Raw genomic sequence first — 16,982 nt, 5'->3', positions numbered from 1 at the left:
GACGAAGGGGTTCGTCCGGTCGCCGGGGGCGTCATCCGCGGCGGACAGGGGCGGGCGGGATGTCGGTGAGGCAGGAGGTGTCGGGGACTCGCAGGTCGCGGATGAACCCGGTCTGGATGGCGGCCACGCAGCCGCTCGGCTCGTGCTCGGGCACGTGGCCGACGTTGGGGACCTCCACGACCGTGGCGCGGCGGAACTGCCGTGCGGCCTGCCGGCCCGTCTCGGTCGGCGTGTTGGCGTCCAGGTCGCCCGAGGTCACCAGGACGGGGACGTCGGGGAACGGCCCGCCGGTCGGCTGGCCGGGGCCGTGCCGGTCGGGCCAGCGGACGCAGGTGTTGCCCTGGTCATAGCTCATGCTGGTCCAGGCCCGCTTCCCGAACGGCCAGAAGTCCCGCTCGGGCAGCGCGGCGCGCCCGGCCGAGAACTGCCGGAGCCTGAGTGCGACCGGCGCTTCGCGGCGCCACAGCGTCGGGTAGTCGTTGCAGACCACGGTCGCGGCCAGTTCGGGGTTGAAGGGCTGCTCGTCCCGGCGCAGCGAGGACCCGCTCAGAGGGGCCGCCTGCCGTGCGGCCTCGACCAGCGCCGCATTGTCGGAGCGCAGCGCGTCCCCGACCATCGCGGGGACGTCGCCGATGCCGGCGGGCGCCGTCTTGGCCAGGCCGTAGACGATGGACGCCAGCGCGGTGTCGTCGAGCAGCCGCTGCTGCCCGCCCAGCGTGTAGGGGATGGGACGGGTCCGCAGGCGCTGCGCGAGCCGTGCGGTGTCGCGGAGCACCCGATCGCCATCGCAGGCCCCCGCACTGCGCTGGCAGACCAGCCGCAGCGCCCGGCGGGCGGCCGCGGCGTTGGGGCGTCCCCACATGTCCACGGCGAGCGGATACGCGCTGGAGAGCACCAGCGAGCGCACCCTCTCGGGGTGCCGCTGCGCGTAGACCGTCATCAGGTAGGTGCCGTAGGACTCCCCGAACACGTCCAGCCGCTCGATGCCCAGCTCGGCCCGGACGGCGTCGATGTCGTCGGCGATCTCGGCGGTGGTGTAACCGCGCGCCCGGTCCCCCAGCGTCGTGCCGCATTCGCCGACCGCCCGCACGAAGGCGTCGCGCGTCGCCGGAAGCGACCCGAGCGCGCCGCAGCTGAGCGGTCCGGAGCGGTTGACCCCGCGCGGATCGACGAGCAGCAGGTCATGGTCCTTCAGCAGGCCGACGAACATGCTGGCGTACGCGGAGGCGGACACGATCGCGGAGTCGCCGGGGCCGCCGGGGTTGATCGTCACCGTCCCGCGGGCGGGCCGGGCCGTGTCGCGGTGCTTGATCAGCGTGTAGGCCACGGTGATGTGGCCCTGCGCGGGACGGGCCCGGACCAGCGGAACCCGTACCGTCCCGCACACCGCGCCCGGCACCGGCACGCAATCGGCCGCCGCCTCCTGTGCCATCCGCTGCGGCGTCCCGGCATGCCCCGCCGGCAGGGCGACCAGCCCGCCCGCCACCACCGCGGCGAGACCGGCCGCCAGCGCCCCGCCGCTCTTAGAGATCGACTTCATGCACGGAAGCTTGATCGTTACAGGATCGGCCGCGCGTCGCCCCGCATGGGGATCCCGCACCCGGCCCCTGAGAGGGAGACCGGTCCGATCGGTCTCCCGAGCCGCCTTGTCCGGCCCCGCCCCTGCGGCGGCCGGTGAGCGGCGATTCAGGGGACCTGCCGATCGTCCAGGAGCGGCTCAGAAGACGGGCGGCCGGGTCACGAGGCCCTCAGGAGACGGGGTGCGCGGGTCATGACGGGGTGGCGAGGGTCAGGGGGAGGACCGATTGGGCGCCCGCCTCCTTGAGCAGGCGGGTGGCCACGGTCATCGTCCAGCCCGTTTCGATGCGGTCGTCGACGAGGAGGATGTGGCCGGGGTTGCCGTGGAGGGCCTCGGTGAGCGGGTCGGGGACGGCCAGGCCGTGCCATACCTGCTGGAGGCGCTGGGCGCTGTTGTGGCGGCGGGGCCCGGGGTCGCCGAGCGGGGTCAGTTCGCCCAGGTACGGCAGGCGGCCTATCTCGGCGATGCGGCGGCCGAACGTGCTGACCAGGCGGGGGCGGGAGCGGGAGCCGATCACGGCGACGCCGGTGGGGCGGGTGCCCCAGTCCCAGGCGGCGAGGACCTTGACGACGGCGTCCACCAGGTCGGCGGGGACCTCGGTGTCGCCGGCGGCGAACAGGTCGCGCAGGCGGTTGCCCCAGCCGATGTCGGTGAGCCGGCCCAGCGCGCGGCCCGTCTCGGCCTGGAGGTCGGGCTTGATGCGGCCGGAGACGCCGAGGTCGTCCTTGACGCCGGTGGGCCACATGCGGCGCGGCGCGATGTCGACGCCGGGGCGGTGCAGGCGGTCGCGGGCGCGGGCCGCGCTCTCCTGGGCGACGTCGGTGGACCAGTGGCGGCCGGTGCAGTTGTCGCAGCGGCCGCAGGGGGCGGCGGCCGGGTCGTCGAGCTGGCGGCGCAGGTACTCCTCGCGGCACCCCGTGGTGGAGATGTAGTCGAGCATCGCCTGCTGCTCGCGGCGCCGCTCGGCGGCGACGCGCTCGTAGCGTTCGCGGTCGTAGGTCCAGGGGCGGCCGGTGGACGTCCAGCCGCCCTTGACGCGGCGGGCCGCGCCGTCCACGTCGAGGACCTTGAGCATCATCTCCAGGCGGGCCCGGGTGAGGTCGACCATCGGTTCGAGCGCGCCGGTGGAGAGCGGGCGGCCGGCCGAGTCGAGCACCTCCAGGGTGGCGCGGACGGTCGGTTCCGGCGGGAACGCCAGGCTGGCGAAGTAGGCCCAGATGTCGCGGTCCTCCCGGCCGGGGAGGAGGATGACCTCGGCGCGGTCGACGCCGCGGCCGGCGCGGCCGATCTGCTGGTAGTAGGCCACCGGGGACTGCGGCGCGCCCATGTGCACGATGAAGCCGAGGTCGGGCTTGTCGAAGCCCATGCCGAGGGCGCTGGTCGCGACGAGGGCCTTGAGCTTGTTGTCCTGGAGGTCCTGCTCGGCCCGGAGGCGCTCGGCCTGCTCGGTCTGGCCGGAGTAGGCGGCGACGTCGTAGCCCCGGTCGCGCAGGTAGCCGGCGATCTCGTGGGCGGCGGCGACGGTGAGCGTGTAGATGATGCCGGAGCCGGGCAGTTCGGCGAGGTGCTCGCCCAGCCAGGCGATCCGCTGCTCGGCGGTGGGGAGCGCGGCGACCGCGAGGTGCAGCGACTCGCGCTCCAGCGGGCCGCGCAGGACGAGGGCGTCGTCGCCGGCGAGCTGCTCGGCGACGTCCTGGGTGACGCGGGCGTTGGCCGTCGCGGTGGTGGCGAGGACGGGGATGCCGGGCGGCAGTTCGGCGAGGAGGGTGCGCAGCCGCCGGTAGTCGGGGCGGAAGTCGTGGCCCCAGTCGGAGATGCAGTGCGCCTCGTCGACGACGACGAGCCCGGCCCCGGCGGCGAGCTTGGGCAGGACGAGGTCGCGGAAGTCGGGGTTGTTGAGCCGTTCGGGGCTGACCAGCAGGACGTCGACCGCGCCCGCCTCGACCTCGGCGAAGATCTGCTCCCAGTCGCCGGTGTTGGCGGAGTTGATCGTGCGGGCGTGGATCCCGGCCCGGTCGGCGGCCTCGATCTGGTTGCGCATCAGCGCCAGCAGCGGCGAGACGATCACGGTGGGGCCGGCGCCGCGCTCGCGGAGCAGCCGGGTCGCGACGAAGTACACCGCCGACTTGCCCCAGCCGGTGCGCTGCACGACCAGCGCGCGGCGCCGGTCGACGACGAGGGCGCGGATCGCCGTCCACTGGTCGTCGCGGAGCCGCGCGTGATCGCCCGCGAGTGCCCGCAGGCATCGCTCGGCATCGTCCCGGAGGCCGTCTGAAGTGGTCATGTGTCCTTGGTACCAGCGCCGCGGAAGACACCGCACCGGAATCGCGTTCTGGGGAAAAGGTGGGTGGGAGCCGCGGCGTTGCGGCCGCGAGCGCGCGGGTAGCCTGCCAGTCAAGATCGATGACGGGGCAGGGAAGGAACACGAGCGGGGGAAATGCGCGCTGCCGAACGCTTGCGGCGGACCTGGCAGGTCCTGATGGACGGGCATCCCCCGGAACCGCCCGAAGAAGAGCCCGGAGACACCGTCGACCCGCGCGCGGTCGACCTCGTCCTGCGCGTCGGCGAACTGCTGCTCGCGAGTGGTGAGACCACCGAGCGCGTCAACGAGGCGATGCTCAGCCTGGCCGTCGCCTACGAGCTTCCGCGGTGCGAGGTCCAGGTCACGCTGACGAGCCTCCTTGTGTCGGCGCACCCGGGCAAGGGCGCGCCGCCCATGACCGGTACGCGGGCCATCCGGCGCCGCACCCCGGCCTACTGGCGCCTCACGGCGCTGCACCAGCTCGTCCAGGACGCGTCCATCGGCATGCTGGAGCTGGACGACGCCCACAAGCGCCTCGCGGAGATAAAAAGGGGGCGCGCTCCCTATCCGGCATGGCTGATGGTCGTGTCGTTCGGGCTCATCGCCGCGTCGGGCAGTGTGCTGTCGGGCGGCGGGCCGCTCGTGGCGACGACCGCGTTCATCGCCACGGTCCTCGGCGACCGCACCGCCGCCGCCCTGGCGCGGCGCGGCATCGCGGAGTTCTTCCAGCTGGCGATCGCCGCCGCGATCGGGGCGGGCGCCGCGGTCATGGTGGTGGCGCTCGGCGACCCGAAGAACGCCTCGACGATCGTCACCGGCGCGATCCTGGCGCTGCTGCCGGGCCGCCCGCTGGTCGCCAGCATCCAGGACGGCATCACCGGCGACCTGGTGAGCGCGGGAGCGCGGGTCCTGGAGGTCTTCTTCATGATCGCGGCGATCGTGGCCGGGCTCGGCGCGATCGTGTACCTCGCGGTCAACATGGACGTCGCGATCGACGTCAAGCACCTGCCCACACCGGCGGCGGAGCTGCGGCCCATCGCGGTGCTCGCGGCGGCGGGCATCTCCCTGACGTTCGCGGTGTCCCTCGCCGCGCCCAGGGCGGTCCTGCTGGCGTCGGCCATGGGCGGGGCGCTCATCTGGGTGCTGTACGTCATGGCGCGCGGGTGGAACATCCCCCCGGTGCTGGCGGCGGCGGTGGCGGCCACGGTCGTCGGTACGGCCGCGAACTGGCTGGCCCGGAGGAACCAGCAACCCGTCATGCCCTACGTGGTCCCGGCCATCGGCCCTCTGCTGCCCGGGACCGCGCTCTACCGCAGCATGGTGGAGCTCAACACCGGTTCGCCCAACACGGGTGTGCTGAGCCTCATCGGGGCCGTGTCCGTGGCGCTCGCGCTGGGCGCGGGCGTGAACCTCGGTGGTGAGCTGGTCCGCGCGTTCCAGCGCGTCGGCCTCGGCGGGTCCGGACGGTGGGCCCGTCCCGCGGCCCGCCGTACGCGCGGTTTCTGAGCCCCTGTTCTGTCGGTGGCGGGCGCTACGTTCGCGGCATGTACCGACAGGGAGACATCCTGATCCTGCCCGTGCCCGAGGAGGCGGTCCCGCGGTCCGTGCGCGATCTGCCGCCCGCCCCGCGCGACGGCCGGGGGCGCATGGTGCTGGCCCTGGGCGAGGCCACCGGCCACGCGCACGCGCTGAGCGCCCCGGGCTCGCTGCTGCGCACCCCCGACCCGCTCGCCCCGGACCATCTGCACCTGCCGTCCGGCGGGCGGCTGGTACACGAGGAGCACGCGGCGATCACCCTGCCCAAGGGGTGGTACCGGGTGGTCCGCCAGCGCGAGTACGTGCCCGGCGCCGTGCGCGTCGTGGCGGACTGAGGGGGCGGGATGGTCACCGGAACCTTGCGCGAGGCCCACTTCGTGGTCGGCGACTGGCAGGTGGAGGCGTTCTCCACCGGCCCCGCCGACCGCGCCCGGGCCGAGGCGGGGGTCGCCTCCGCCTACGCCTCCGCGGGCCTGCCCGCACCTGAGCGGTACGTGTGGGTCCCCTCCCCCGCGCGCGGCGCCGTCGCGGCGGCCGTCCTGGCGGGGCACGGCGACGCCCTGAGGGAGTCGGGGCTGGAGGACCTCGTCGAGCAGGCCCGCGCCGATCTCGGTGAGGGCGACCTCGTTGAGAGCGACCTCGTTGAGAGCGACCTCGTTGAGAGCGGGGCGGGCGGGAGCGTCCTCGCGGACGTCCGCACCCGCCCCTGGGAGGCGATGCGTGCGGCGGCCTGCTCCGAACAGGGGCCGGAGCAATGGCCGCGCACGTGGGCCGAGACGGGCGGCCTCCTGTGGGATCAGGTCCAGTCGCTGGTGACGCGGGTGCGCGCCGCCATCGGCGAGCAGGCCCATGCCCGCTCCCTCGCGGCCGGGAACCGGCGCCCCACCGCGGAGGAGGAGCGGACGGCGTCGCTGCTGCGCGCCGCCACTCTCGACGCCGTGCTGGGCCAGCACGACGCGCCGTGGCTGGCGCTGTTCGAGACGCTCGGGCGGCTGGACGGCCCCCTCGCGGGCCTCGCCGAGGTCGCCCGGTCGGCGGGCTGGTGGTGGCCCTACGAGCGGCTGGTGATCCTGTCCGAGCGCCCGAGCGAGCTGCACCGGGACGAGCCCGGCCGGCTGCATCGGGGTGACGGCCCCGCCCTCGCCTACCCGGACGGGTTCGGGCTGCACGCGTGGCGCGGCATGCCCATCCCGCCCGATTTCGTGGCCTCGCTGACGGGGCTGACGGCCGACCGCATCTCCTCGGAGGAGAACGCCGAGCTGCGCCGGGTCATGCTGGAGATCTTCGGCTACGACCGGTACCTGGCCGAGACCGGCGCGCGCCCCCTGCACCGGGACGAGACGGGCGTCCTGTGGTCCATCGACCTCCCCGGCGACGAGCCGGTGGTCATGGTCGAGGTGGTCAACTCCACGCCCGAACCGGACGGCACGTACCGCACCTACTACCTGCGCGTCCCGCCCGACACCCGCACGGCGCGCGCGGGCGTCGCCTGGACGTTCGGCGTGGACGAGGCCGACTACCGCCCCGAGAAGCAGACCTGAGCCCGCGGGCGTCCCTTGGTCGCACTTCCCCAGTCACCAAGGGACGCCCGTCGTCACCGGTCGAGCAGGGCCGGGATTCGTTCCAGGACGCCGCCGGCGAAGGTGTCGTAGAGGCCCAGGGGCTCCAGGTGGACGTACCCGATGTGGCAGTCGCAGACGTCGAGCGGGCATGGGCGCGGGGCCAGCGCTTCGCGGAACGTGCCGTCGTAGAGGTTGCCGAGGACGGCCGGCACGAAATGGCAGCGGCGGACCGTGCCGTCGCCGTCCACCGACACCACCGTGTCCCCGGTGCGGCAGGGCAGGCCGCGGCTGGCGTGCGGGCGGCGGCTGATCGGGAACAGCGGGTCGATCTCGGTCCAGGAGGCGGCTTCGGCGTCGTCGTAGACGCGCCCCTCGGCGGCGTTGACCCACAGGTACGTGCCGGTGGGCAGGTCGGCGCGCAGGCGGCGGGCGGCGCCGAGGTGGTCGGGCTGCCCGACGATGCCGACGCTGTACCGGACGCCGCGCTCCGCCAGCTCCCGGCACTTCCCTAGGAAGCGCTCATAGGGGACCTGGCCGGGATGGTAGGTCGCCCAGAGCGCCAGCCGGGTGAGGTCGGCTCCGGCCGTCCACGACACGCGGTGGCTGAGGTTGGTCTGTATCGCGACCCGTTCGACGTGCGGGAGATGGCTGAGTGTGGTGAGCGCCTGCCGGTACCAGGACCGCACCAGCCCCTCGCCCCAGGGCGTGAACAGGACGGAGACGGGGTGCCCGCAGGTGGAGACCCACTCCGTGAAGCGTTCGAGGGCGGCGCGGTCGGCGCGCAACTGGTCCGGTGTGTCGCGGCGCTTGGCGAAGGGGCAGTACGGGCAGTCGTAGTCGCAGCTCGCGAGCGGCCCGCGGTAGAGGATCGTGAGGTGCCGCTCCATCAGCGCGCCTCGTAGGAGTCCATGAGGCCCTGGACGCGGGACGAGAAGAGGGCGGGGCCGATGGCGTCGGAGTAGGCGAGCCCTTCCGGGGTGAGCCGCACGGTGCTGTCGGACGTGTCCAGCCATCCGCGATCACCGAACGCTGCGAGGTCGGCCGCGAAGTCGTCCACCGGGTCGGTGTCGAAGCGCGCGCGGTAAGCGGCCCGGTCGACCCCGGCCGCCTGCAACAAGGACTGGAGCAGATGGCGGCGGCGTTGCTCGTCGCCGTCCAGGGCGAACCCGACGCGGGCGGTCGTGAAGTCGGTCTCCTTCACGTAGGAGTCGATGATGGAGCGCACCTGGCCGGCGCCCACCGCGTACTCGAACGAGTAGTGCAGGCGGGAGGTGTAGGAGCGGGCGCCGCAGCCGAGGCCGACCATGCCGTCCGTCTGGCAGCAGTACTCGGTGCCGTTGGCGGTGTCTCCGGGCCGCCGGAACATCCGCATCGACACCTGCTCGTAGCCTTCGGCGAGAAGGTGGTCACGGCCGATGCGGTACAGGGTGAGGCGCTGGTCGTCCCAGTCTTTGGCACGGCGCCCCAAGCCGGTCAGCGGACGGACGTAGAGGGGATACAGGTAGATCTCTTCTGGGCGCCATGCGAGCGCGGCGTTCAAGGAGTGCAGCCATGTGGCGGGCGTCTGGCCGTCGATGCCGTAGATGAGGTCGATGTTGAGGGTCGGGAAGCCCACGGCCCTGATGCGGTCCAGCGCGGCCTCCACCTCGGCGCGCTTCTGGGGCCGGACTGCCGCGCGCGCCTCCTCGTCCAGGAAGCTCTGCACGCCGATGGAGACGCGGGTGGTTCCGCGTTCGGCGAGCACGGCCAGCCGGTCAGTGGTGGCGGTGGCCGGGGACGTCTCCACGCCCAGCGGAACCGATCCGAAGCCCTTGAAGCGTCCGGCGATGTCGCAGAGGCGCTCCAGCTCCCGGGCGGTGAAGTAGGTCGGTGTGCCGCCGCCGAACGCCGCCGTGGCGAAGGCGGGGTCGTCCAGGGCGTCCAGTACTGCGGTCGCCTGGCGGTCGAGGGCGTCCAGGTAGGCGCCGGTCAGTTCCTCGGGCGCGCCGGTGCGCGTGAAGAGGTTGCAGAAGCCGCACCGCATCTCGCAGAACGGCACGTGGAGGTAGAGGAAGAGCGAGTCGAGCGGCTCGTCCGCCCACACGTCGCGCAGCGGAGGCGACGGGTGCAGGGGGCGGTAGGCGGTCTTGTGCGGGTACGCGTACACGTATCCCTGGTAAGGCTTCACGGTAGAACGAGCTCCCCGTACGGAACGGTCCAGACGACCTCGTGGCCGATGCGGTGCCCGGTGTGGCCGTCCTCGCCGTAGGCGGTCCCGTGGTCGGAGCAGACGATGACGAAGCAGGGGCGGCGCATCAGCGCGAACAGCCGTCCGATGTGGGCGTCGACGTGGCGAAGGGCGGCGGCGTGGCTGGCGCGCGTGTCGCCGTCGTCCCGCGTGGCGCCGGGCAGGTAGAACCAGTTGGGCTGGTGCAGCGACGCGACGTTCACCAGCAGGAACAGACGCCTGTCGGACGGCAGCCGCGCAATGGTCTCGGCGACGCGGTCGATCTGGTTGGGCAGGGCGTCGGGGTCGGTCACGCCGAAGGCCGGTTCCCAGTGGCTCTCGGCGAACAGGGACGGCAGCGCCGACCCGAGCGGCGTCAGCTTGTTGAAGAACCCGACGCCGCCCACGCAGACGGTGTGGTAGCCGGCGGCGGCGAGCCCGGACGGCAGGTCGGCGGCGTCGAACGTCCACGTGTCCGGCGCGGTGGTCTCGCTGCCGGGGAAGGCTCCCGCGAACAGGCGCGGGTGCGGCCCAGGGGACGCGGGGGTCGGCATGAACCCGGCCAGCATCGCGGCATGGGCCGCGTAGGTGAAGCTGCCCGGCGTGTGGCGGCGCTCCCAGCGGCCCCCTGGGAGCAGCCCGGTGAGCGTGGGCGTCTCTCCCGCCGCGGCCAGTTCCGCGGCCACGTCGTAGCGCAGCGTGTCGAGCGTCACCAGAAGCAGGTCGTGAGTGCCGACGATGGCGTTCATGTCGTGCATGCCCACCCCCGCTGGGCTCCGGTACCCGTCATGCCCTGGACCCTGCCGTGTGCGGGAGCAAGGCGACCTGGGCGGCGTAGGTGTCGAGACCCTCGGCGGGGCCGCCGGGCAGGCCGGTCAGCCCGGGGAGCAGGTCGCCGAAAGCGTTCACCTCGCAGACGGTGAACCGCCTCAAGCCCGCCCCTACGAGCATGTCGACGCCGACCATCGGGCTGCCCGGGAAACAGGACGCGGCCCGCGCGCACACGTCGAGTGCCCGCCGCCATCTGGCCTCTCCGAGCATGCGCTGCACCGCGCCCAGGTCGCCCCTGGCGCCGCCCAGGTGCAGGTTGGTCATCGGTGTCCGGCTCGTCCGGACGACCGCGTGCGTGGGTTCGCCGCCGATGACGACGACCCGCAGGTCGAACACGCGGCCGTCGAGGGTGGCCTTGGGCAGCCAGCGCTCGACGTGCAGGCCGTCCGGCGCGAGCAGGTCGATGAGCGCCGCGACCTGCTCCTCCGTCTCGTAGGTGCGCACGCGCAGCGCGTTGACGAGCCGGCCGTCCGTCATGAACGCCGAGGTCAGGGCCCTGATCCGGTCCGGCGGGGCGGTCTGCAGCGCGACCACCCCGGACGCGGACGAGCCGTGCGCGGGCTTGGCGAACACGCGCCGCTCCCCCGCCTCGTCCATCCGGGACCGGAGCTCCGCGTAGCCGGAGACGTCCGGCAGGGCGGCCGGGACGGGCACCCCGGCCGCCAGCAGCCGGGCGTGCGACCGCCGCTTGTCGAACATGACCGCGATCTCGCCGACGTCGCCGAGCAGGCGGGCCCCGGCCGCCGACGCCGCCGCGGACAGCCGCCGCAGCGCCGCCGTGAACGTCCGGTGCCAGCGGGCGCCGCCGCCCACCCGGGCCGGATCGCCCGGCCCGCGCAGCAGCGCGTCGGCGTCGCGGTCCTCGCCCGGCGAGTCGATGCGCACCAGGTCGCCCGCGGCCAGGCCGAGCGGAGCGCCGCGCAGGACGTCCGTCCAGGGCAGGACGCGGGGCTCGGGCAGCCCGGCGGACCGGCACGCCGCCGCGAACAGCGCGGGGCGCCGGTCGCCGGGCGTCCCCACCACGACGAGGGTCATTCGGCGACCGCGATGTAGGAGCCGCTCATGTCGAGCCCGATCTCGATCCACTGGGGGGTCAGCCACTCAGGCCGGCCCTGTGGCTCGTCCAGGTTCACCCGGACGTCCGGCAGCGCCTCCCGCACACGCGCGCCCATCTCCTCCGTGAGGTAGTGGTGGTGCAGGTCGAGCTCGGCGAGGTGGCCGAGCGGCCGTCCGGCCAGCAGCGCCTCCGCGCCCGCGTCGGTGAGCGTGCCGAGCGCGAGGCTCAGCGACTCCAGCCGCCCGACGACGGGCGCGTCCGCCACGGCCTCGGCGATCCGGTCGTGGGAGGCGGCGTTCTCCAGGCCGAGGCGGCGCAGCGCGGGCAGCCGCTCCCCCGCGAGGATCGGGGCGAGGTCGTCGCGGAAGGCGCCCCACTCCTCCTGGCCGCCGCCCAGCCACAGGTCGAGGTGGCGCAGCCCCGGCAGGTCGCTCTCGGCCACCGCCCGGATGATCTCGTCGGGCAGCGCGGCCGCCTCGAACCGCAGCGTCCGCAGCCGCGCGCCCGCGGGGCCGTCCAGCGGCGCGAACCGCAGCCCCTCGGAGCCGCGGACCTCGAAGTGCTCCAGCTCCGGGAACGCCTCGAACAGCGGCGAGACGTCGGTGTGCCTGATCCACGAGAGGTGCAGGTCCCAGTCGCGGATGTCGCCGAGGAACAGCGCCCGCAGGCGGCGCAGGCGGTCTGCGGCGGCCAGCAGCGCCTCCACGGGGTCGAACTGCTCGCAGTCGAACCCCCAGAAGCCGATGACGAGGTGGGTGACCCGCGCGGTATCGACCTCCCGGAGGAAGCGCTCGAAGTTCTCGGGGACCTCGGCTCCCCACACGCCGTTGTCGTGGATGTGGTGGTAGATCCCCCAGGCGACGTCCCCTGCGGCGGGGTGCGGGCCGGCGTCGGGGGCTCCGTCGAAGGTGTGGACGGGGAGCCCGGCGAATACCGAGAGGCGCTCCGCGATCATTCCGACACCGCGATGTAGTGCCAGTCGCCGTCCGGCTTCTCCTGCTCCTCCAGGTTGACGTCGACGCCGGGCAGCGCCGCCCGGACCCGCTCGACCATCGCGTCCGACAGGAAGTGGTGGTGCAGGTCCAGCTTGCGCAGGTGGGTGAGCGGCTGGCCGGCGAGCAGCGCCTCGGCGCCCTGGTCGGTGAGGATGCCCATGGCGAGGCTGAGCGACTCCAGCCGCGCCACGACGGGCGCGCCCGCGACGGCCGCGGCGATCTCGTCCTGGATCTCGCTGTCCTCCAGGCCGAGGTGGCGCAGCGCGGGCAGCCGCTCCCCGCCGAGCAGCGGCGCGAGGTCGGCGACCGTGGCGTCGCCGCCGTAGTTGTCCTCGCCGAGCCACAGGTCGAGGTGCTCCAGGTTCGGCAGCTTGCTCGCCCCCACGGCCCGGACGATCCGGGCGGGGAGCCCGCCCGACTCGAACCGGAGCACCTTGAGCCGGTCGCTCCTGATCGGGTCGAGGACGAGGTCCTGCGAGCCGCGCACCTCGAACCGCTCCAAATCCGGGAAGGCGGTGAACAGCGGCGTGATGTCGGAGTGCTCGATCCAGGAGATCTCCGACTCCTCGCCGGTGATGTCGCCGAGGAACAGCGCCCGCAGCTTGGGGAAGGACGCGGCGGCCCCGGTGAGCAGCTCGACCGGGTCGGCGGCGCCGGAGTCGTAGGACGCGCCCCAGTAGCCGATGATCAGCGCCGTGACCTCGGCGGTGTCGACCGCCTCCAGGAACCGGGCGAAGACGCCGGCGAAGCCCTCCTCGTCGAAGGACGTCCCGACGTACCAGGCGGCCTCGGCCGCCGCCGGCAGCTCCTCCCCGGTGACCGGGTCGGCGCCGGCGTCCCCCCTGCCGGGTGCGGTGTCCTCGTTGAACGTGGCCACCGGCAGGCCGGCGTACTCCTCAAGGTGCTGATAAACGCCCATGGGTCCCCTTCGCGAGTTCGTCGGCCCATGTCCTATCAGGACCGGCGGACAAACCGCGTGGTTTCCGGCAAGGGCCCCGGCGGAGGGCGTCCCGACCGGCGGAGGGCGTCCCGTCACGCGGGCCGCCCCTCCGCCGGGGCCTGCCGAGGCCCTCCCCGGGGCCCGTCATCGGCGTCAGGAGGCGATCAGCACCGACCCCTTGTACTTGTCCTCGACGAACTTCTTGACCTCGGGGCCCTGGAGCAGCTGGACGAGCTTCTTCACGCGCGCGTCGTCCTTGTTCTCCGGCAGCGTGACGACGCCGTTGGCGTAGGGGTTGCCCTCGGCCTTCTCGGCGGCGAGCGCGTCCTCGGCCGGCGACAGCCCGGCCTCGATGGCGTAGTTGCCGTTGATGACCGACAGGGCCACGTCGTCCAGCGACCGGGGCAGCTGCGCGGCCTTGACCGGCGTGAACTTCAGGTTCTTGGGGTTGGTCGCGATGTCGCGCGGGGTCGCGGTCGTCGGCGCGTCCGGCTTGAGGGTGATCAGGCCGTTGTCGGCGAGCAGCTTCAGCGCGCGCCCCTCGTTCGCCGGGTCGTTCGGCACGGCGACCTCGGCGCCCTGCGCGACGTCCTGGAGGTTCTTCACCTTCTTGGAGTAGACGCCGAGCGGCTCCAGGTGGACGGGGGCGACGAACGCCAGCTTCGTCCCCGACTGCTTCTCGAACTCCCGCATGAACGGGACGTGCTGGAAGTAGTTCGCCGTGACCTGCTTCTCCTTCAGCGCGGTGTTCGGCTGCTGGTAGTCGCTGAACTCCACGATCTCGATCTTGAGCCCGGCCTTCTCGGCCAGATTGTCCTTGACGTAGGTCAGGATGTCGCCGTGCGGGACGGGGTTGACCGCGACCTTCAGCGGGGCGTCCGGATCGTCCGACGCCTCCGAGGAGCCGCAGGCGGTCAGGCCCACGAGGAGACCGACGGAGGCCAGGGCGACGGTGAGCTTGCGAAGCACGACAAGTGCCTTTCTGTGGGTTAGCGGTGGGTCAGGCGGCGGGCGACGAGGTCCCCCGCGGCCTGGATGAGCAGGACCAGGACGACGAGCAGCGCCACGGTGCCGACCATGACCTTGGTCTCGAAGCGCTCGTAGCCGTAGACGACGGCGAGGTTGCCGAGGCCGCCGCCGCCGACCGTCCCGGCCATGGCCGTGTAGCCGATCAGCGCGATGACGGTGACGGTCAGGCCCGACACCAGGCCGGGCCGCGCCTCGCGCAGCAGGACCTTGCCGACGATCTCGCGGCGGGTGGCGCCCATGGCGTCCGCCGCCGCGAGCACGCCCGGGTCGACCTCGCGCAGCGCGATCTCGACGAGCCGCGCGTAGAACGGGATGGCGCCGATCGTCAGCGGGACGATCGCGGCGGCGTTGCCGATGCTGGTGCCGACGACCAGCCGGGTGAACGGGATGATCGCCACCATCAGGATGAGGAACGGCAGCGAGCGGCCGATGTCGACGACGACGCCGAGGGCCCGGTTGACGGGCGGCGCGGGCAGCAGCCCGCCGCGCTCGGTCACGACCAGCAGCACGCCGAGCGGCAGCCCGAGCACGACGGTGAACAGCGTGGCCACGCCGGTCATGTAGAGGGTGTCCACGGTGGCGGGCCACAGCAGCGGGGCGACCTCGTCCCAGGTCATCGGGCGTCCTCCCGGTTCTTGACGTCGACGGTCAGGCCGGACTCGCGCAGGAACGCCAGCTGGGCGGCGTTCGCCTCCGGGTCGCCCGGCAGTTCGAGCTGGAGGCGGCCGACCCGCTCGCCGCCGACGGTCTCGACGGCGCCGCCGAGGATGTTCACGTCCAGCGAGTACTTGCGGGCGAGCGCCGACACGAACGGCTCGTCGGTGGCGCCGCCGGTGAAGGTGACCTCGATGAGCGTCCGGCCGGCGCGGGGCTCGGCCGGCGGCAGCGGGAACAGGTCCCGGGCCAGCTCCGAGCCGGGCCGGGCGAGCAGCCGGGTGACCGGCCCCGACTCGGTGATCCGGCCGTCCCGCATGACGGCGGCCGAGTCGCAGATGCGCTTCACCACTTCCATCTCATGGGTGATGAGCAGGACGGTGAGGCCGAGCCGCCGGTTGAGGTCGCGCAGCAGCTCCAGGATGGACGCGGTGGTCTCCGGGTCGAGCGCGGACGTCGCCTCGTCCGACAGCAGCACCTTGGGGCGGCCGGCGAGGGCGCGGGCGATGCCGACGCGCTGCTTCTGCCCGCCGGAGATCTGCGCCGGGTACGCCTTCGCGTGCTCGGTGAGGCCGACGAGGTCCAGCAGCTCGGCGACGCGCCGCGCCCGCTCGGCGCGCGGGACGCCCATGACCTCCAGCGGGAACGCGACGTTCCCGGCGACGGTCCGGCTGCCGAGCAGGCCGAAGTGCTGGTGGATCATGCCGATGCCCTGGCGGGCCCGGCGCAGGGCCGCGCCGCGCAGCGCGAGCAGGTCCTGCCCGCCCACCACGACGCGGCCCTCGTCGGGGCGCTCCAGCAGGTTGACGCAGCGCAGCAGGGTGCTCTTGCCGGCGCCGCTGCGGCCGAGCACGCCGAAGACCTCGCCCTCGGCGACGGTCAGATCGACCCCGTCGACGGCGATCACCTCGCGGCCGCGGTCGCGGTAGCTCTTCCGAAGTTTCTCGATCTGGATCACAGGAAAACATCCATGCGGGCACGGGCGCCGGCGAGCGGCGGCGGTCGGCGGGACGGCGGGCGGACGCGGGCGAGCGCACGGGCACGCGGCACAGCGTGCGGGCATGCGCGGACGCCCGGGAGCGCCCGGAGGGCGCCTGGAAGGCAGAGTTCCTAGGAGCGGCCAGGCGGGAACGGGGCGTGGCTCAGCAGGTGGCGTTCGAAGAACATCGCAGGCTCAGGGGGTGTGTGCGGACGGGCTCGCTTCGGGGCGCGAGGCACGGGACGGCAGGGGCCCTCAGCGTCCACACATTCGCCGGCCGCAGGTACGTCGGCAGCACGCACGCCGCATGGCCCGCGGCATCGGCGGGCGGTGCTCATGGCACGGGCGTACGGAGGACATGTCAGCAGTTAACCGGCTGCACACCACTGACGCAAATCCTGCCGGTGTGACATCGCTCGCCCCGTCCCGCCCCGCATGGAGGGCTTCGCACTAGTCGTCGCGGTAGTCGAGGTAGGTGCTGCCGGAGCCGCTGCGGACGGAGATCGATCCCGCGGCGCCCTCGTCGGCGACGGCGGGGTTGAGATGCGTGCTGCCGGAGCCCGTCGCCGCGCGGACGCGGTAGCGCGACCCCGGCGGCACGATGATCTTCGCCGTGCCCGATCCGGCGGACGCGTCGACGGCGCCCGGCGGCTCGGTGTAGCGCAGGTCCAGGGAGCCCGACGACACCCGCGCCGAGGTCTTCGGAGAGGCCAGCCCCGTCCCGGTGATCGCGCCGGACCGCGCCAGCAGCCGCAGCCGGCCGCGCGCCCCGGCGACGCTGATCTCGCCGGACCCGGTGCGCAGGTCGAGGTCGCCGGTCAGGCCCCGCACGGTGATCTCCCCGGACCCCGACACGGCCGACACGCGCGTCCCCGCCGGGACCTGGACGTCGATGTCGGCGCCGCAGCCGCCGAGGACGTCCGTCCCGCCGCAGCGGAAGGTCACGAACAGCACGTCGTCGACGAGCGTCTCGGTGACGCCGGGCCTGTCCAGGCTCCAGCGGAGCGTCTTGTAGACGCGGGCCTCGCCGTCCGGGCCCGGGCCGACGGAGACGGCGGCGCCGTCCATGTCGAGGCGCAGCTCCCTGATCACGTGGTGGTAGGGGGTGACGGACGCCGAGGTCTGCCGGACGGCGCGCCCGAGCGCCGCGAGCAGGGCGGGCGCCACCACGACCAGCGCGGTCGCGGCCGCCAGCGCGATCCACACGCCGCGCCGCCGGGGCCGGTCCGCCGCCTCCGCCGTTCCCGCGGTCGTGTGCCGCCGGTCCGCGGTCATGCGCGGCTGTCCTGCGGTCATGCGCCGCCGTCCCGCG

15 protein-coding genes are annotated in these 16,982 nt (G+C 73.6%); 3 read left to right on the top strand and 12 right to left on the bottom strand.

Annotated features, from left to right (window positions below):
• Positions 1-31: 31 nt before the first annotated feature.
• Both CHF16_RS19775 and CHF16_RS19770 read right to left on the bottom strand, forming a co-directional pair.
• Entirely contained in the window at positions 32-1,540 is a 1,509-nt protein-coding gene (locus CHF16_RS19775; protein ID WP_089327547.1) for an alpha/beta fold hydrolase, read from the bottom strand.
• A gap of 229 nt (positions 1,541-1,769) precedes the next feature.
• Complete coding sequence (locus CHF16_RS19770) at positions 1,770-3,863, bottom strand: RecQ family ATP-dependent DNA helicase (protein WP_089327546.1); 2,094 nt, start codon at positions 3,861-3,863, stop codon at positions 1,770-1,772.
• 153 nt (positions 3,864-4,016) lie between these two features.
• On the opposite strand from CHF16_RS19770, the gene CHF16_RS19765 reads away from it, so the two are divergent.
• From CHF16_RS19765 to CHF16_RS19755, 3 genes are read left to right on the top strand one after another with little or no spacing between them, the layout of a single operon-like run.
• Complete coding sequence (locus tag CHF16_RS19765) at positions 4,017-5,387, top strand: threonine/serine exporter family protein (protein ID WP_245868840.1); 1,371 nt, start codon at positions 4,017-4,019, stop codon at positions 5,385-5,387.
• Between the two features lie 38 nt (positions 5,388-5,425).
• A complete protein-coding gene (locus CHF16_RS19760) occupies positions 5,426-5,752 on the top strand; it encodes a hypothetical protein (RefSeq protein ID WP_089327545.1) in 327 nt (108 codons plus the stop codon).
• Between the two features lie 9 nt (positions 5,753-5,761).
• Positions 5,762-6,958: a DUF6745 domain-containing protein gene (locus CHF16_RS19755; protein ID WP_089327544.1), complete on the top strand. Its 1,197-nt coding sequence runs from the start codon at positions 5,762-5,764 to the stop codon at positions 6,956-6,958.
• A gap of 53 nt (positions 6,959-7,011) precedes the next feature.
• On the opposite strand, the gene CHF16_RS19750 is transcribed toward CHF16_RS19755, so the two are convergent.
• From CHF16_RS19750 to CHF16_RS19705, 10 genes are all read right to left on the bottom strand, one after another.
• Positions 7,012-7,866, bottom strand: a complete 855-nt coding sequence (locus CHF16_RS19750) for an STM4011 family radical SAM protein (RefSeq protein ID WP_089327543.1) — start codon at positions 7,864-7,866, stop codon at positions 7,012-7,014.
• Positions 7,866-9,146, bottom strand: a complete 1,281-nt coding sequence (locus CHF16_RS19745) for an STM4012 family radical SAM protein (protein WP_245868837.1) — start codon at positions 9,144-9,146, stop codon at positions 7,866-7,868. Before CHF16_RS19745 ends, CHF16_RS19750 begins: the two co-directional genes overlap by 1 nt.
• Complete coding sequence (locus tag CHF16_RS19740; protein ID WP_089327542.1) at positions 9,143-9,943, bottom strand: STM4013/SEN3800 family hydrolase; 801 nt, start codon at positions 9,941-9,943, stop codon at positions 9,143-9,145. Before CHF16_RS19740 ends, CHF16_RS19745 begins: the two co-directional genes overlap by 4 nt.
• A gap of 28 nt (positions 9,944-9,971) precedes the next feature.
• Positions 9,972-11,051, bottom strand: a complete 1,080-nt coding sequence (locus CHF16_RS19735; RefSeq protein WP_089327541.1) for an STM4014 family protein — start codon at positions 11,049-11,051, stop codon at positions 9,972-9,974.
• Positions 11,048-12,028, bottom strand: a complete 981-nt coding sequence (locus tag CHF16_RS19730; protein ID WP_179271600.1) for an STM4015 family protein — start codon at positions 12,026-12,028, stop codon at positions 11,048-11,050. The genes CHF16_RS19735 and CHF16_RS19730 overlap by 4 nt, the downstream gene beginning before the upstream one ends.
• On the bottom strand, positions 12,025-12,987 hold the full coding sequence (locus CHF16_RS19725) for an STM4015 family protein (protein WP_089327540.1): 963 nt from the start codon (positions 12,985-12,987) through the stop codon (positions 12,025-12,027). Before CHF16_RS19725 ends, CHF16_RS19730 begins: the two co-directional genes overlap by 4 nt.
• 174 nt (positions 12,988-13,161) lie before the next feature.
• Entirely contained in the window at positions 13,162-13,977 is an 816-nt protein-coding gene (locus tag CHF16_RS19720; RefSeq protein WP_089327539.1) for a MetQ/NlpA family ABC transporter substrate-binding protein, read from the bottom strand.
• Between the two features lie 20 nt (positions 13,978-13,997).
• Positions 13,998-14,654, bottom strand: a complete 657-nt coding sequence (locus tag CHF16_RS19715; RefSeq protein ID WP_089327538.1) for a methionine ABC transporter permease — start codon at positions 14,652-14,654, stop codon at positions 13,998-14,000.
• Positions 14,651-15,649 (bottom strand): methionine ABC transporter ATP-binding protein, encoded by a 999-nt coding sequence (locus tag CHF16_RS19710; RefSeq protein ID WP_179271599.1) that lies wholly within the window; start codon positions 15,647-15,649, stop codon positions 14,651-14,653. Before CHF16_RS19710 ends, CHF16_RS19715 begins: the two co-directional genes overlap by 4 nt.
• A 471-nt stretch (positions 15,650-16,120) precedes the next feature.
• Entirely contained in the window at positions 16,121-16,945 is an 825-nt protein-coding gene (locus CHF16_RS19705; RefSeq protein WP_089327536.1) for a DUF4097 family beta strand repeat-containing protein, read from the bottom strand.
• Positions 16,946-16,982 lie beyond the last annotated feature (37 nt).

Origin of the sequence: Actinomadura meyerae, from assembly GCF_900188445.1 — a bacterium.
Classification (GTDB): Bacteria; Actinomycetota; Actinomycetes; order Streptosporangiales; family Streptosporangiaceae; genus Spirillospora; species Spirillospora meyerae.
Note: the sequence above shows the minus strand (reverse complement) of the source record. Positions and strands in the feature narration are given on the sequence as shown.

Bases quoted from the DNA above. Each gene is read 5' to 3' on its own strand.
- CHF16_RS19775 (WP_089327547.1), bottom strand. From the start codon at position 1,540: ATGAAGTCGATCTCTAAGAGCGGCGGGGCGCTGGCGGCCGGTCTCGCC.
- CHF16_RS19770 (WP_089327546.1), bottom strand. From the start codon at position 3,863: ATGACCACTTCAGACGGCCTCCGGGACGATGCCGAGCGATGCCTGCGG.
- CHF16_RS19765 (WP_245868840.1), top strand. From the start codon at position 4,017: ATGCGCGCTGCCGAACGCTTGCGGCGGACCTGGCAGGTCCTGATGGAC.
- CHF16_RS19760 (WP_089327545.1), top strand. From the start codon at position 5,426: ATGTACCGACAGGGAGACATCCTGATCCTGCCCGTGCCCGAGGAGGCG.
- CHF16_RS19755 (WP_089327544.1), top strand. From the start codon at position 5,762: ATGGTCACCGGAACCTTGCGCGAGGCCCACTTCGTGGTCGGCGACTGG.
- CHF16_RS19750 (WP_089327543.1), bottom strand. From the start codon at position 7,866: ATGGAGCGGCACCTCACGATCCTCTACCGCGGGCCGCTCGCGAGCTGC.
- CHF16_RS19740 (WP_089327542.1), bottom strand. From the start codon at position 9,943: ATGCACGACATGAACGCCATCGTCGGCACTCACGACCTGCTTCTGGTG.
- CHF16_RS19735 (WP_089327541.1), bottom strand. From the start codon at position 11,051: ATGACCCTCGTCGTGGTGGGGACGCCCGGCGACCGGCGCCCCGCGCTG.
- CHF16_RS19730 (WP_179271600.1), bottom strand. From the start codon at position 12,028: ATGATCGCGGAGCGCCTCTCGGTATTCGCCGGGCTCCCCGTCCACACC.
- CHF16_RS19725 (WP_089327540.1), bottom strand. From the start codon at position 12,987: ATGGGCGTTTATCAGCACCTTGAGGAGTACGCCGGCCTGCCGGTGGCC.
- CHF16_RS19715 (WP_089327538.1), bottom strand. From the start codon at position 14,654: ATGACCTGGGACGAGGTCGCCCCGCTGCTGTGGCCCGCCACCGTGGAC.
- CHF16_RS19705 (WP_089327536.1), bottom strand. From the start codon at position 16,945: ATGACCGCGGACCGGCGGCACACGACCGCGGGAACGGCGGAGGCGGCG.